Annotated in this window: 10 protein-coding genes; 6 read left to right on the top strand and 4 right to left on the bottom strand. The window is 72.0% G+C overall.

Annotated elements, in window-relative coordinates:
- Window position 1: 1 nt before the first annotated feature.
- The 5 genes from GGE06_RS01720 to pepN all read left to right on the top strand — a co-directional run bounded on the left by GGE06_RS01720 (window position 2) and on the right by pepN (window position 9147).
- Complete coding sequence (locus GGE06_RS01720; RefSeq protein ID WP_184929865.1) at window positions 2–544, top strand: CGNR zinc finger domain-containing protein; 543 nt, start codon at window positions 2–4, stop codon at window positions 542–544.
- Between the two features lie 194 nt (window positions 545–738).
- The gene (locus GGE06_RS01715) at window positions 739–4059 is read left to right on the top strand and encodes a S8 family serine peptidase (protein ID WP_184929864.1); all 3321 of its coding nucleotides are present in this window, start codon (window positions 739–741) and stop codon (window positions 4057–4059) included.
- Window positions 4060–4235: 176 nt separating this feature from the next.
- Window positions 4236–5252, top strand: a complete 1017-nt coding sequence (locus GGE06_RS01710; RefSeq protein ID WP_184929863.1) for an aspartate-semialdehyde dehydrogenase — start codon at window positions 4236–4238, stop codon at window positions 5250–5252.
- 81 nt (window positions 5253–5333) lie between these two features.
- Window positions 5334–6518: a TerD family protein gene (locus GGE06_RS01705; protein WP_181924631.1), complete on the top strand. Its 1185-nt coding sequence runs from the start codon at window positions 5334–5336 to the stop codon at window positions 6516–6518.
- Window positions 6519–6570: 52 nt separating this feature from the next.
- On the top strand, window positions 6571–9147 hold the full coding sequence (gene pepN / locus GGE06_RS01700; RefSeq protein WP_184929862.1) for an aminopeptidase N: 2577 nt from the start codon (window positions 6571–6573) through the stop codon (window positions 9145–9147).
- Between the two features lie 180 nt (window positions 9148–9327).
- Here the strand turns inward: pepN and alc are convergent, their stop codons facing one another.
- From alc to GGE06_RS01680, 4 genes are read right to left on the bottom strand one after another with little or no spacing between them, the layout of a single operon-like run.
- Window positions 9328–10452 carry an allantoicase gene (gene alc, locus GGE06_RS01695; RefSeq protein WP_116160982.1) on the bottom strand — a complete coding sequence of 375 codons (1125 nt, stop codon included), beginning with the start codon at window positions 10450–10452 and terminating at the stop codon, window positions 9328–9330.
- A 59-nt stretch (window positions 10453–10511) separates the two neighbouring features.
- Window positions 10512–11438, bottom strand: coding sequence for a LysR family transcriptional regulator (locus tag GGE06_RS01690; protein WP_116160981.1), 927 nt, complete (start codon window positions 11436–11438; stop codon window positions 10512–10514).
- A 43-nt stretch (window positions 11439–11481) separates the two neighbouring features.
- Complete coding sequence (locus GGE06_RS01685; protein WP_116160980.1) at window positions 11482–12429, bottom strand: DMT family transporter; 948 nt, start codon at window positions 12427–12429, stop codon at window positions 11482–11484.
- Between the two features lie 5 nt (window positions 12430–12434).
- Window positions 12435–13385, bottom strand: a complete 951-nt coding sequence (locus GGE06_RS01680) for an EamA family transporter (protein WP_116160979.1) — start codon at window positions 13383–13385, stop codon at window positions 12435–12437.
- Window positions 13386–13549: 164 nt separating this feature from the next.
- Here GGE06_RS01680 and GGE06_RS01675 point away from each other — a divergent pair, with 164 nt between their 5' ends.
- Window positions 13550–14056 carry a MarR family winged helix-turn-helix transcriptional regulator gene (locus GGE06_RS01675; protein ID WP_184929861.1) on the top strand — a complete coding sequence of 169 codons (507 nt, stop codon included), beginning with the start codon at window positions 13550–13552 and terminating at the stop codon, window positions 14054–14056.
- Window positions 14057–14106: the final 50 nt, after the last annotated feature.

Raw genomic sequence — 14106 nt, 5'->3', positions numbered from 1 at the left:
CATGACCGTCGTCGACCCCCGGCCGCTCACCGGCGAGCCCGTCTCCCTGGACCTGCTCAACACCCGCTGGAACGACGAGGGCGTCCGCCAGGACCTGCTCACGGACGTCGAGGGCCTCGCCGTCTGGCTCGCCGCCAACGGCCTCGCCGAGCGGTTCGGCGCCGACGCGACCACCCTGCGGCACACCCTCGCCGCCCGGGACGCGCTCGCCGCGCTCGCCGACCACCCCGGCGACCCCGCCGCCACCGCGCGCGTCGACGCCGTCCTCGGTCACGGCCGCATCCGGGCCACGCTCACCGCCGAGGGCCCCGGCGAGGAGGCCGAGTTCGCGGATCAGGCCTGGGGTCCCGGCTGGACCGCCGCCCGCGACTACCTCGACCTGCTGCGGACCGCGCCCGACCGGATCCGGGCCTGCGCCCACGAGGCCTGCATCCTCCACTTCTTCGACACCTCGCGGAACGGCACCCGCCGCTGGTGCTCGATGGCGGTCTGCGGCAACCGCGCCAAGGCCTCCCGCCATTACGCCCGCACGAAGGAGAGTTGAGCCGCACGGAAGGGCAACTCGCCCCGGTAGGAGCGAGTTCGTTCCCCGTGGCGTGTTCGCCGCGCTGGCGGGTTTGTGCCGCGACGGCAATCCGGCCTCGGGCAACTCTCCACAAAACCCTGTCTCTTGCGAAAGGCTGAGCGGTCATCCGGTATCGGAATCCGGACGTCCTCCTTTCACAAGCAGGGATGTAGATGACCACCCCCGAAACCCAGAGCTCCATACCCGGAAGCTCGACGCACGGGCCCAGACGCGCGGCCCGCATCGCGGCCGCGGCCGGACTCGTCGCCGCGCTCGTCGCGGCCGGCGCCGCGCCCGTGCTCGCCACCGAGGCCCCGGCCACCACTCCCCCGGTCAAGTCCTCGGACCCCGCCGACAAGCTCGGCGCCATCGACGCCCAGCGGCTCACCGAGGCCCAGGCGAGCGGCGAGAAGAACGTCACCGTCCTCGTCGCCACCGCCCCCGGTGCCACCGAGCAGGTCGCCGCCCAGCTCGACGCCGTTCCCGGCGCCTCGGTCGGCAAGCAGCAGGACGCGCTCGGCTACGTCCGGGCCACCCTGCCGACCGCCAAGGCCGCGGCCGCCATCAAGGCCGCCACCCAGCTCTCCTCCGTCCAGTCCGTCGACCTCCAGGCGGAGATCGCGCTGGACGACCCGACGCCGGACGCGGGCGCCACGACGGGTGCCGTCTCCGGCACCACCGTCACGACGACCTACCCGGCCCCGGGCAAGGACACCCCGGCGAAGAACCCGTACAACCCCTCGTACGAGACGGGCGCGGTCGACTTCGTCAAGGAGCACCCGAAGGCCGACGGCCGCGGCGTGACCATCGGCATCCTGGACTCGGGCGTCGACCTCGGCCACCCGGCCCTGCAGAAGACCACCACCGGCGAGCGCAAGATCGTCGACTGGGTCACCGCCACCGACCCGCTGACCGAGGGCGACAACACCTGGCGCGCCCAGATCACCCCCGTCGCGGGCCCGGTCTTCACCGCCTCCTCGCAGAGCTGGAAGGCCCCGGAGGGCTCGTACCAGTTCAGTCGCTTCCAGGAGCGCTTCACCGCCGGCGGCGACCCCAAGGGCGACATCAACCGGGACGGCGACACCACCGACATCTTCGGCATGCTGTACGACCCGGCCGCCGGAACCGTCCGTGTCGACACGAACCAGAACAACGACTTCACGGACGACGCGCCGATGAAGCCGTACAAGGACGGCTACCAGATCGGCTACTTCGGTACCGACAACCCGGCCACCGAGGTCGTCGAGCGCACCCCGTTCGTCGTCGAGATCCGCAAGGACGTCGCGCTCGACCCGTGGGGCGACGACTACGTCGGCAAGAAGGCCGACTTCGTCAACATCGGCCTCGTCGAGTCCGAGCACGGCACGCACGTCGCCGGCATCACCGCCGCCAACGGCCTCTTCGGCGGCAAGATGAGCGGCGCCGCCCCCGGCGCGAAGATCGTCTCCTCGCGCGCGTGCACCTGGTCCGGCGGCTGCACCAACACCGCCCTCACCGAGGGCATGACGGACCTCGTCGTCAACCGCGGCGTCGACATCGTCAACATGTCGATCGGCGGCCTGCCCGCGCAGAACGACGGCGACAACGTCCGCTCGCGCCTCTACACGCGGCTCATCGACACCTACGGCGTCCAGCTGGTCATCTCGGCCGGCAACGAGGGCCCCGGCATCAACACGATCGGCGACCCCGGCCTGGCCGACAAGGTCATCTCGGTCGGCGCGGCCATCTCCCAGTCGACCTGGGCCGCCAACTACGGCTCGGCGGTCGAGAAGAAGTACGCCATGTTCAACTTCTCCTCGCGCGGCCCGCGTGAGGACGGCGGTTTCACCCCGACCATCACCGCCCCCGGCTCGGCCGTGAACACCATCCCGACCTGGCTGCCGGGCGCCGGCGTCGCCGAGGCGGGCTACACCCTGCCCGCCGGCTACGGCATGCTCAACGGCACCTCGATGTCCTCGCCGCAGGCGACGGGCGCGAGCGCGCTGCTGATCTCGGCCGCGAAGCAGCGGCACATGAAGCTGTCCCCGCTCACCCTGCGCACCGCGCTGACCTCCACCGCGACGCGCATCCCCGGTGTCGCCGCGCACGAGCAGGGCTCCGGCCTCATCGACATCGTCGACGCCTGGGACTCGATCCTGTTCGGCGCCACCGCCCACGACTACAAGGTCGAGGCCCCGGTCGACACCGTGATCTTCCCGGCCCCGCACACCGGCACCGGCGTGTACGACCGCGAGGGCGGCCTCAAGGTCGGCCAGAAGAAGGTCTACGACGTCACCATCACGCGCACGAACGGCCCGGACCGGCCGGTCTGGCACGAGCTGAGCCTGAAGTACAACGACGGCACCTTCCGCATCCTCGGCGAGGACTTCGTCGCGCTGCCGCTGAACAAGCCGGTCACCGTGAAGCTCCAGGCCCGCCCGACCACCGCGGGCGCGCACAGCGTCATCCTGGAGGCCGACGACCTGTTCACCGAGGGCGTCGACAAGCAGATCCTCGCCACCACCGTCGTCGCGAACGACCTGGTCGCCCCGGGCTACGGCTTCACCGCCACCGGCTCGGTGCAGCGCAACAGCACCAAGTCGTACTTCGTCACCGTGCCCCAGGGCACCAAGAACCTTGAGGTCGCGCTCGGCGGGCTGAAGGAGAACAGCCAGACCCGGTTCATCTCCATCCACCCGTACGGCGTCGCCCTCGAGGACACCGCCTCCACGCAGTGCTACCCGCACTACAACCCGGCCAACACCTGCCGCCCGGACCTGCGGTCCTACGCCAACCCGACGCCCGGCGTCTGGGAGGTCGAGGTCGAGTCCCGCCGCACGTCGCCGGACCTGGACAACCCGTACACGCTGAACGTCACCGCCCTCGGCGCCGACTTCGACCCGGCCGTGCAGACGGTCGCGGAGGCGAAGATCGGCACCCCGGCCGCCGTCCAATGGCAGGTCACCAACCGCTTCGCGGGCATCACGGGCACCCTCAAGGGCGGCTCCCTCGGCTCGCAGAAGACCGAGACGCCGACCATCCAGCACCACGAGAAGCAGACGAAGACCATCACCATCGGTGAGGGCGTCGAGCGGCTCGACATCGCCATCGGCAACACCTCCGACAAGGCCGCCGACCTCGACCTCACGGTCACGCTGAACGGCGAGACCGTGGGCCAGTCGGCGGACGGCGACTCGGAGGAGTCCGTCTCCCTGGTGAAGCCGGCCGCGGGCACGTACACCGTCGTCATCGACGGCTACTCGGTCCAGGCCGCGGGCGGCACCACGTACGACTACAAGGACGTGTACTACTCGTCCGCGCTCGGCACCGTGAAGGTCGACGAGTCGAAGCCGGTCACCCTGGCCAACGGCGCCACCGCCCCGGTCTCGGCCGAGGTCCTGGTCGCCGGCGCGGCCCCCGAGGGACGCCAGTTCTTCGGCGAGGTCCAGCTGCTCAACGCGCGCGGCACCGTCGCGGGCACCGGCAGCGTCCTGATCGGCGCGGTCACCCCGTAACCGCAGGCAGTGAGGGGCGGGCGCCGGAACCGGTGCCCGCCCCTTTCGCGTCCGGAAGTCCGGAAGATCGCCGTCCGCGACTCGTCCGCCCCTTGGACAATGGATTGGACAAGGCGGGCGGGGACATACGCATCATGGACCGGCAGCACCCTGCACACGCGTACGGAGGAGTCCCCGTGAAGGTCGGAATCGTCGGAGCCACCGGTCAGGTCGGCACAGTCATGCGGAAGATCCTCGCCGAGCGGAACTTCCCGGTCGACGAGCTGCGGCTCTTCGCGTCCGCCCGCTCCGCCGGCAAGGTCGTCGACGGCGTGACCATCGAGGACGCCTCCACCGCCGACTACACCGGCCTCGACATCGTGCTGTTCTCCGCCGGTGGCGCCACCTCCAAGGCCCTCGCCGAGAAGGTCGCCTCCCAGGGCGCCGTCGTGATCGACAACTCCTCCGCCTGGCGCCGCGACCCCGAGGTCCCCCTCGTCGTCTCCGAGGTCAACCCGCACGCGGTCAAGGACCGCCCCAAGGGCATCATCGCCAACCCGAACTGCACCACGATGGCCGCCATGCCGGTCCTCAAGCCGCTCCACCAGGAGGCCGGGCTCACCGCGCTGATCGCCACCACGTACCAGGCCGTCTCCGGCTCGGGCGTGGCCGGTGTCGCCGAGCTGCGCACGCAGGCGTGCGCCGTGGCCGAGAACGCCGACCAGCTGGCCTTCGACGGCGAGGCCGTCGAGTTCCCCGAGCCCGCCGTCTACAAGCGGCCGATCGCCTTCAACGTGGTCCCGCTGGCCGGCTCGATCGTCGACGACGGCACCTTCGAGACCGACGAGGAGCAGAAGCTCCGCAACGAGTCCCGCAAGATCCTGGAGATCCCGGAGCTCAAGGTCTCCGGCACCTGCGTGCGCGTCCCGGTCTTCTCCGGCCACTCGCTCCAGGTCAACGCCCGCTTCGAGCGTCCGATCAGCGTCGAGCGCGCCTACGAGCTGCTCAAGGACGCCGAGGGCGTCGAGCTCTCCGAGATCCCGACCCCGCTCCAGGCGGCCGGCAAGGACGCCTCGTACGTGGGCCGCATCCGCGTGGACGAGACCGTCGAGAACGGCCTCGCGCTGTTCCTCTCCAACGACAACCTGCGCAAGGGCGCGGCGCTGAACGCCGTGCAGATCGCGGAGCTCGTCGCGGCCGAGCTCAAGGGCTGACCCGTACGACCCCCCGGAGGGGCGGCTTCCCTTTGCGGGGAGCCGCCCCTCCGGCGTGTCCGCGCGTGCCAGAGTTCCCCCATGACCCAGATATCCAGAGGGGCCGACGTCCCGGTGCCCCCGCAGGCCCTTCATGTCGCGGTCAGCTGGCGCACCGGGCCCGGGGTTCCCGACGTGGACGTCTCCGCGCTGCTCCTCGGGGCCGGGGAGCGGGTGCGGGGCGACGCCGATCTGGTCTTCTACAACCACGCCGAGCACCCCTCGGGGGCCGTCCGGCACCTGGGGAAGTCGGCCCCGGGCGCGCCCGGCAGCCCGGCCGCGGACTGGCTGTGGCTGGACCTCGCGCGCGTGGAGCCCGATGTGGGGCGCATGGTGATCGCCGCCTCGGCCGACGGGGGCGCCTTCGGGCAGGTGCCGGGCCTCGACGTGCTGGTCACGGACGCGGACGGCACCCCCCTGGCGTACTGCCCGATCGGGAACGCGACGACGGAGACGGCGTTCGTCTTCGGCGAGTTCTACCGGCAGGACGGCGGCTGGCGGTTCCTGGCGGTCGGTCAGGGGTACGCCTCGGGGCTCGCCGGGCTCGCGACGGACTTCGGCATCGTGGTGGAGTACCCGCCGCCGCCGATCCCGGGCCCCGGCTACGTCCCGCCGCCCCCGCCCCCGGCGCCCGCCGCCCCGCCCGTGCCGGTGGCCGATCCGTACGGCGGGGAGTTCCGGCCCCGCGTGTACCAGGGGCGCGGCAAGGAGACCGTGCACTGCGACGCGGGTCTTCCGGCGGGGCACTGGGTGCTCCTGGAGATCGAGTCGTACCACTCGCTGTCCACCACGATCGAGTCCTGCGACGCGTACGGGCGGGCCGAGGACTTCCTGCTCACGGCGTACGAGGACGACGTACGCGCGCGTACCGTCGCGCTCGTCCCGCGCGCCCGCCCGCTGTCCCTGCGGGTGGAGGCCGACACGCCCTGGACGCTGCGGGTGCTGCCGCTGTCCCACGCGCGCCGTTTCGACAGCCACGTCGAGGGCCTCGCGCACGATCTGGTGATCTACGAGGGGCCGGCCGGGGTGCTCGACTTCGCGCACCACGGGGAGTCCCACTTCACCGTCCACCAGCACACCCCGCCGGTGGACCCGCTCTACGACGACGAGGAGCAGGACCTGCTGGTCAACGAGATCGGCGAGGTCCGGGTGAGCTCCCCGGTGCCGGGTCCCGGGCTGCTGCGGATCAGCGGTGACGGGCCGTGGAAATGTTCCGTGCGCCGCTGAGCCGGGCCGTGGAAGGATGGCCCAAACGTCACGAAACCGAGGAGTTGACCGGGTGCCTGGCACAAACCTGACCCGTGAAGAGGCCCAGCAGCGGGCGGCGCTGCTGACCGTGGACGCGTACGAGGTCGAACTCGACCTCACCGGTGCGCAGGAGGGCGGCACCTACCGGTCCGTCACCACCGTCCGCTTCGATTCCGCCGAGGACGGCGCCGAGACCTTCATCGACCTCGTCGCCCCCGCCGTCCACGAGGTCGTGCTCAACGGCCGCGCGCTCGACGTCGCCGCCGCCTTCCGCGACTCGCGGATCGCGCTCGACGGCCTCGCTCTGGGCCGCAACGAGCTGAAGGTCGTCGCCGACTGCGCGTACACCAACACCGGTGAGGGCCTGCACCGCTTCGTCGACCCGGTAGACGACCAGGCCTACCTCTACACCCAGTTCGAGGTGCCGGACGCGCGCCGCGTGTTCGCCTCCTTCGAGCAGCCCGACCTCAAGGCGACCTTCCAGTTCACGGTGAAGGCGCCGAGCGGCTGGTCGGTGATCTCGAACTCGCCGACGCCGAAGCCCGAGAACGACGTGTGGGTCTTCGAGCCGACCCCGCGCATCTCGACGTACATCACGGCCCTCATCGTCGGCCCGTACCACTCGGTGCACTCGACGTACGAGAAGGACGGGCAGGTCGTCCCGCTGGGCATCTACTGCCGTCCGTCGCTCGCCGAGTTCCTCGACGCGGACCACATCTTCGACGTGACCCGCCAGGGCTTCGACTGGTTCCAGGAGAAGTTCGCGTACGACTACCCGTTCGCCAAGTACGACCAGCTGTTCGTGCCGGAGTTCAACGCGGGCGCGATGGAGAACGCGGGCGCGGTCACCATCCGCGACCAGTACGTCTTCCGCTCGAAGGTGACGGACGCGGCGTACGAGCGGCGCGCCGAGACCATCCTGCACGAGCTCGCCCACATGTGGTTCGGCGACCTCGTCACCATGGAGTGGTGGAACGACCTGTGGCTGAACGAGTCGTTCGCCACCTTCACCTCGGTCGCCTGCCAGGCCTCGGTGCCGGGCACCCGCTGGCCGAACGCCTGGACCACCTTCGCGAACGCGGAGAAGACCTGGGCCTACCGCCAGGACCAGCTGCCGTCGACGCACCCGATCATGGCCGACATCAACGACCTGGAGGACGTGCTCGTCAACTTCGACGGCATCACGTACGCCAAGGGCGCCTCGGTCCTGAAGCAGCTCGTGGCGTACGTCGGCGAGGACGAGTTCTTCAAGGGCGTCCAGGCCTACTTCCAGGCGCACGCCTTCGGGAACACCCGCCTGTCCGACCTCCTCGGCGCGCTGGAGGAGACCTCCGGGCGTGACCTGAAGACCTGGTCGAAGGCGTGGCTGGAGACGGCCGGCATCAACATCCTCCGCCCGGAGATCGAGACCGACGAGAACGGCTCCATCACCGCCTTCGCCGTCCGCCAGGAGGCCCCGGCGCTGCCCGCCGGCGCCAAGGGCGAGGCCGTGCTGCGCCCGCACCGCATCGCGATCGGCTTCTACGACCTCGACGGGGCCGGCAAGCTGGTCCGCACCGACCGCCTGGAGCTGGACATCGAGGCCGCCGCGCTGACGGCCGTCCCGCAGCTCGTCGGCAAGGCCCGCCCGGCGGTCGTCCTCCTCAACGACGACGACCTGTCGTACGCCAAGGTCCGCCTCGACGCGGTGTCCCTGGCGAACGTCACCGCGCACCTCGGCGACTTCGCCGAGTCCCTGCCGCGCGCCCTGTGCTGGGCCTCGGCCTGGGACATGACCCGCGACGGCGAGCTGGCCACCCGCGACTACCTGGACCTGGTGCTCTCGGGCATCGCCAAGGAGTCCGACATCGGCGTGGTGCAGTCCCTCCAGGGCCAGGTGAAGGCCGCGCTCGACCTGTACGCGGCGCCGGAGTGGCGCGCGACGGGCCTCGCGCGCTGGGGCGCCTTCGCCCAGGAGCAGCTGCGCGCCGCCGAGGGCGGCAGCGACCACCAGCTGGCGTGGGCGCGGGCCTTCGCGGCGACCGCCCGCGAGGACGCGGAGCTCGACGTGCTCGCGGGGCTGCTCGACGGCTCCGTGGTCGTCGAGGGCCTCGCCGTCGACACCGAGCTGCGCTGGGCGTTCGTGCAGCGCCTCGCGGCCACCGGCCGCTTCGACGAGGCGGAGATCGCCGCCGAGCTGGAGCGCGACCGTACGGCGGCGGGCGAGCGGCACGCGGCGACCGCGCGCGCGGCCCGTCCGACGGAGGCGGCGAAGGCGGAGGCCTGGGCCTCGGTCGTCGAGGACGACAAGCTGGCGAACGCCGTGCAGGAGGCCGTGATCGGCGGCTTCGTCCAGGCCGACCAGCGCGAGCTGCTCGCCCCGTACACCGCGAAGTACTTCGCGTCGATCAAGCAGGTCTCGGAGACCCGCAGCCACGAGATGATCCAGCAGATCGTGGTCGGTCTCTACCCGACGCTCCAGGTCTCGCAGGAGACGCTGGACGCGACGGACGCGTGGATCGCCGAGCACGACCCGGTCCCGGCGCTGCGGCGTCTGGTGACGGAGTCCCGCGCGGGCGTCGAGCGCGCCCTGAAGGCGCAGGCGGCGGACGCGGCCGCCGCCAAGTAGTGCCCCGGCTGGTAACCGGTTGAACGGAGAAGGGGCGCCCTCCCCCACGGAGGCGCCCCTTCGCCGTGCTCGGAGTCCGCCCGGAGGCGGTGCTCGGAGCCCGCCCAAAGGCGGTGCTTGGAGTCCGCCCGGCGGGCGGGCGTCGGCGCGCGGCCGCGCCGCCGGGCGGAAGCGTTTCCCCTATCCGCCGAGCGCCGCGTACCGGGCGCGGAGGTCGGCCGCGCCCTGCTCCGTCAGCGCGCCGTGGAGCCGCATGCGGGCGACGCCGCCGTCGGGGAAGGCGTCGAGCCGGACGTGGGTGACGACGGCCTGCGCGGGCAGCTTGAAGCGGTGCAGGGTGTCGGGCTGGAGGCGGGTGCGCGGGATGATCTCGAACCACTCGCCGCTCTCGCCGTTGCGCCCCTGGAGCGCGATCCAGCCGGCGGAGTTGCCCTTGAGGTAGGCGGTGTCGATCTCGACGGCGCGGACGACGCCCTGGGCGACGAGCCGGAAGCGCACCCAGTCGTTGGTGTCGCGGACCCGGCGGCGGCGGTTCTCCCAGCCGTCGTCCATCTTGCGGGAGGTGCCGGGCAGGATGATCTGCGTCGGCGAGGAGTAGAACTTGTCCGAGGCGTCCTCGTACGAGCCGCCGTTGAGCACGGCGATCAGGTCGAGGGTGCCGAGGAGCTCCAGCCACTCGGGGTCGGGCACGACCTCGCCGTGGACGCGGAGCCGGGCGACGCCGCCGTCGGGGTGCTGGCAGAGCCGGACGTGGGTGAAGCGGCGCTCGGCGGTGATCTCGAAGCCGTTGGCGGCGTGGCCGCGGACGGGCGTCGGCGGGACGAGCTCCTCCCACTTCGCGTCGAGCAGCTCGGCGGGGCTGGGCGAACCCTCGACGGCGGTGGCCTGGATGCTGACCTTCTGCGGGTAGTTGCCGCGGAAGTGGGCGGTGTCGACGACGATGCCGCGGATCACGCCGGGGGCGCCGAGGCGGACGATCGCCCAGTCGTGGTCCTCGGGGGCGGGGAAGACGTTCTCGGCGTCGGCGCCGCGGCGGCGGCGGGTCTCCCAGCCGTCCATGATCTTGCCCTTGTGACCGAAGTGCTCCGGGTCGAAGACGGCGCGCTCGCGGACGAGGAGGTTCTCCCGCTCGGCGAAGAACTCGTCGTTGGCGGCCACGACGCCGGCGCCGAGGCGGCGGTCGGCGAGGTCGACGAGCTCGGTGAAGGGGAAGTCACCGGCGCGGTAGTCGGCGTACGGGTCCCCGCCGGAGTAGGGGGCGGCGTCGTTGGCGTGCGGGTCCTGGTGCGCGTCGGGGCTGCTCATGGGACGAGCTTCTCCCTGCTCCGGCACCCCGGTCCATCGAATGTTTTCGACGATGCCGTTCAGTTCTGCTGAACGGTCTCGCGGGCCGCCGCCGCCTGGCGGAGCGCGGCGAGGACCCGCGCCACCGCCGGGCCCTCCTCCGCCCCGCTGCGTACCGCCGCGACGACATGGCGGCGCGGCTGGTCGGCGGAGAGGACCCGCATGACGACCCCGGTCCCGCCCCGGCGGTCCGCGGAGGCCATCCGGGGCACAAGCGCGATCCCGAGGCCTGCCTCGACCATGGCGAGGATCGCGGTCCAGCCGGAGGCGCTGTGGGCCTGCTCGGGCACGAAGCCGGCGGCCTCGCAGGCGGCGGTGGTGATCTCGGACCAGGGTCCCGAGCCGCCGAAGATCCACGGCTCGGCGGCGAGGTCGGCGAGCCGCAGGCCGGGCGCGTCGGCGAGCGGGTGCCCGGCGGGCAGGGCGACGTCGAGGGGGTCGGCGAGCAGCGGCAGCCGGCTGTACTTGGGGTCGCGCGCGGACGGCGCGTGCGCGGCGAGCGAGAGCGCGAGGTCGACCTCGCCGGCGGTGAGCAGCTCGTACGCCTCCGCCGCCTCGGCCTCCCGGATGCGGACGTCGAGCCCGGGGTGGGCGGTGCGGAGCTGGCGCACGGCGGGGACGAGGAGCGCGGGCACGGACGTCGAGAAGGCCGCGACCCGCACCTGGCCGGCCTCGCCCCGCAGGTAGCCGTCGAGTTCGGCGTCGGCGCGCTCCAGCTGGGCGAAGACGAGCTCGGCGTGGCGCAGCACCAGATGGGCGGCGTCGGTGAGGCGGACCCGGCGGCCCTGGGCCTCCAGGAGCCGCACCCCGAGCTGTTTGGCGAGGTTGGTGAGCTGCTGGGAGACGGCCGAGGGGGTCATGAGCAGCGCCTCCGCGGTCGCGGTGACGGTGCCGCGGTCGCGGAGGGTGCGGAGGATCTGGAGCTTCTTGATGTCCCACTCGGTCATGGGGCGCAACATATCGGGCCTCGCCCCACCGGACCTCGCCTGGCTAGCGGGCGGAACTCATGGCGACCCCGCCGAGGATGAGGGCCATGCTGGCGCCGCCGAGGAGGCCGAGCTGCTCGCCGAGGAGGGCGTACGAGAGGAGGGCGACGCAGACGGGCTGGAGGTAGTAGACGATCCCGGCGCGGGCGGCGCCGATCAGGGTGACGGCCTTGTTCCAGGCGAAGAAGGCGACGGCGGAGGAGAGCACGCCGACGTAGACGAGGGGTCCGACGGTGCCGGTGGTGGGCTCGAAGCCGCCCTGGACGGCGAGGCTGATCCCGTACGCCGGGAGGAGCATGAGCGCGCCGAGCGCGAAGGTGGTGAAGAGGAAGGCGAGGCCGCCGAGTTCGGCGGGGCGGCGCTTGAGGAGGGCGCTGTAGGAGGCGAAGCAGACGGCCGCGGCCATGACCCAGAGGTCGCCGGTGGCGAAGTCGGGGGCGAGCGAGCCCTTGCTGACGAGGAGCAGGACGCCGGCGCAGGCGATGAGCATGCCGGTGGTGCGGCGCGGGCCGAGGCGGTTGCCGCCGAGGCGGGCGAAGAGGGCCATGAGGACCGGGGAGGCGGCCATGATCATGCCCATGTTGCCGGCGGAGGTGGCGGTCCCGGCCTGGTTGACCAGGGTGTTGTAGACGGTGATGCCGAGCAGCGAGGCGAGGGCGAGGAAGCGGAGGTGGCGGCGGATCAGGTGCCGTTGCCGCCAGGTCTCGCGGGCGGCGAGCGGGGCGACGGCGACGAGGGCGACGATCCAGCGCCAGAAGGCGGCCTGGACCGGGGGGACGGTGTCGTGGAGGGCGCGGGCGACGACGAAGCTGCCGGACCAGACGACGGTGGCGAGGAGGGCGAGGAGCACGCCGAGGCCGGCGCCCTTGGCGGGTGCCGGCCTCTCGGTGACTGCGGTGGCGGTGCTGTCGGTGGCGGTGTCGGTCGGGTTGCGTGCGGTGTCCAGGCTCATGCCCCTTACCGTCGCACCGCCGAAACCTCCAGGTCCATCGAAACTTCCTGACCGTTCTTTTCAGCAGGGCTGAACGATTCGACCTCGGAGGGCTTGGCGGGGGTACGGGGGCCCAGCTGGCCGGCCAGGGTGGCGCCGAAGGCGATCAGCATGCCGAGGACCTGCACCGGGCCGAGGGCCTGGCCGAGTGCCGCCCAGCCGATGACGGCCGCGGTGATCGGGGAGAGCGGGCCGAGCAGGGTGGCCGAGGAGGCGCTGAGCCGCTCGATGCCGCGGAACCAGAGGAAGTACGAGATCGCGGTGTTGCCGAAGGCGAGGTAGGCGTAGCCGGCCAGGTTGGTGCCGGTCAGGGCCGGCGGGGCGCCCTCGATCAGGAAGGCGATGGGCAGGATGACCAGGCCGCCCGCGGTGAGCTGCCAGCCGGTGAGCGCGAGGGCGCCGACGCCCTCGGGGCGGCCCCAGCGCTTGGTGAAGACGATGCCGGCGGACATCGAGAGCGAGGAGAGCAGTCCGGCGCCCACGCCGACCAGGTCGAAGGCGGCTCCGGCCTTGAGGACCACGAGGCTGACGCCGAAGGCGGCGGTGACGGCGGTGAGCAGGGACTTCACCGTGGGCTTCTCGCCGAGGAAGAGGGCCGCGAGGCCGACGACGAAGAGCGGGCCGACGGAGCCGACGACCGCGGCGACTCCGCCGGGCAGCCGGTAGGCGGCGAGGAAGAGCAGCGGGAAGAAGGCGCCGATGTTGAGGGCCCCGAGGACCGCGGACTTCCACCACCAGGCGCCCTGCGGGAGCTTGCGGGTGAGGGCGAGGAGCGCGAGGCCGGCGGGCAGGGCGCGCAGGAGGCCGGTGAGCAGCGGCCGGTCGGGCGGCAGGAACTCGGTGGTGACGTAGTAGGTGGAGCCCCAGGAGATCGGGGCGATCGCGGTGAGTGCGACGGTTGCGGCCTTGCGGGACATGACGGTTCCCCCTGCTGTGGAGTGCCGGGCCGGTGAGCGCCGGACTGGCTTCGTGGTGATTAACTTACCACTAAGCTACTTTCTCGCAAGAGGCTTTCGCGTAAGTGACTCTCTCGTAAGTGACTTTCTTGCGATCGGGGAGCGGAGAAGGGAACACTGAGGACATGAAGACGCAGACCCCCGGCCACGACGCCGTCGACGCCATCACCGACCAGTGGGCGGCCGTCCGCCCCGACCTGGACACCGTCCCCATGGCGGTCTTCGGACGGATCTACCGCCTGTCCAACGCCATGCGCGGCAAGGTGGACAAGGCGTACGCGCCCTACGGCATGGCGCTCGGGGAGTTCGACGTGCTCGCGACGCTGCGCAGGTCAGGGGAGCCGTACACGCTCTCGCCGCGCGAGCTGACCGCCACCCTGATGATCACCACCGGTGGCATGACGGGCCGTCTGGACAAGCTGGAGAAGGCCGGGCTGCTCACCCGCAGCCCCGACCCGAACGACCGGCGCGGGCTGCGGGTCACCCTCAGCGAGCGCGGCAAGGAACTGGTGGACCAGGCCGTCGGCGCCGGCCTCGGGGAGCAGCGGGCGGCCCTGGAGTCCGCGCTCACCCCGGAGGAGACGGAGCAGCTGGCGGGGCTGCTGCGCAAGCTGCTCGCGACGACCGTGTGAAGCGCCTCGACGCATGCGAGGGCGCCGCGCGGTACCTCGTACCGTGCGGC

The sequence above is a fragment of the Streptomyces nymphaeiformis genome, from assembly GCF_014203895.1.
GTDB lineage: Bacteria > Actinomycetota > Actinomycetes > Streptomycetales > Streptomycetaceae > Streptomyces > Streptomyces nymphaeiformis.
Note: the sequence above shows the minus strand (reverse complement) of the source record. Positions and strands in the feature narration are given on the sequence as shown.

Coding starts and splice junctions, on each gene's coding strand:
- GGE06_RS01720 (WP_184929865.1), top strand. CDS start 2: ATGACCGTCGTCGACCCCCGGCCGCTCACCGGCGAGCCCGTCTCCCTG.
- GGE06_RS01680 (WP_116160979.1), bottom strand. CDS start 13,385: ATGTCCCGCAAGGCCGCAACCGTCGCACTCACCGCGATCGCCCCGATC.
- GGE06_RS01675 (WP_184929861.1), top strand. CDS start 13,550: ATGAAGACGCAGACCCCCGGCCACGACGCCGTCGACGCCATCACCGAC.
- GGE06_RS01690 (WP_116160981.1), bottom strand. CDS start 11,438: ATGACCGAGTGGGACATCAAGAAGCTCCAGATCCTCCGCACCCTCCGC.
- GGE06_RS01715 (WP_184929864.1), top strand. CDS start 739: ATGACCACCCCCGAAACCCAGAGCTCCATACCCGGAAGCTCGACGCAC.
- alc (WP_116160982.1), bottom strand. CDS start 10,452: ATGAGCAGCCCCGACGCGCACCAGGACCCGCACGCCAACGACGCCGCC.
- GGE06_RS01705 (WP_181924631.1), top strand. CDS start 5,334: ATGACCCAGATATCCAGAGGGGCCGACGTCCCGGTGCCCCCGCAGGCC.
- GGE06_RS01685 (WP_116160980.1), bottom strand. CDS start 12,429: ATGAGCCTGGACACCGCACGCAACCCGACCGACACCGCCACCGACAGC.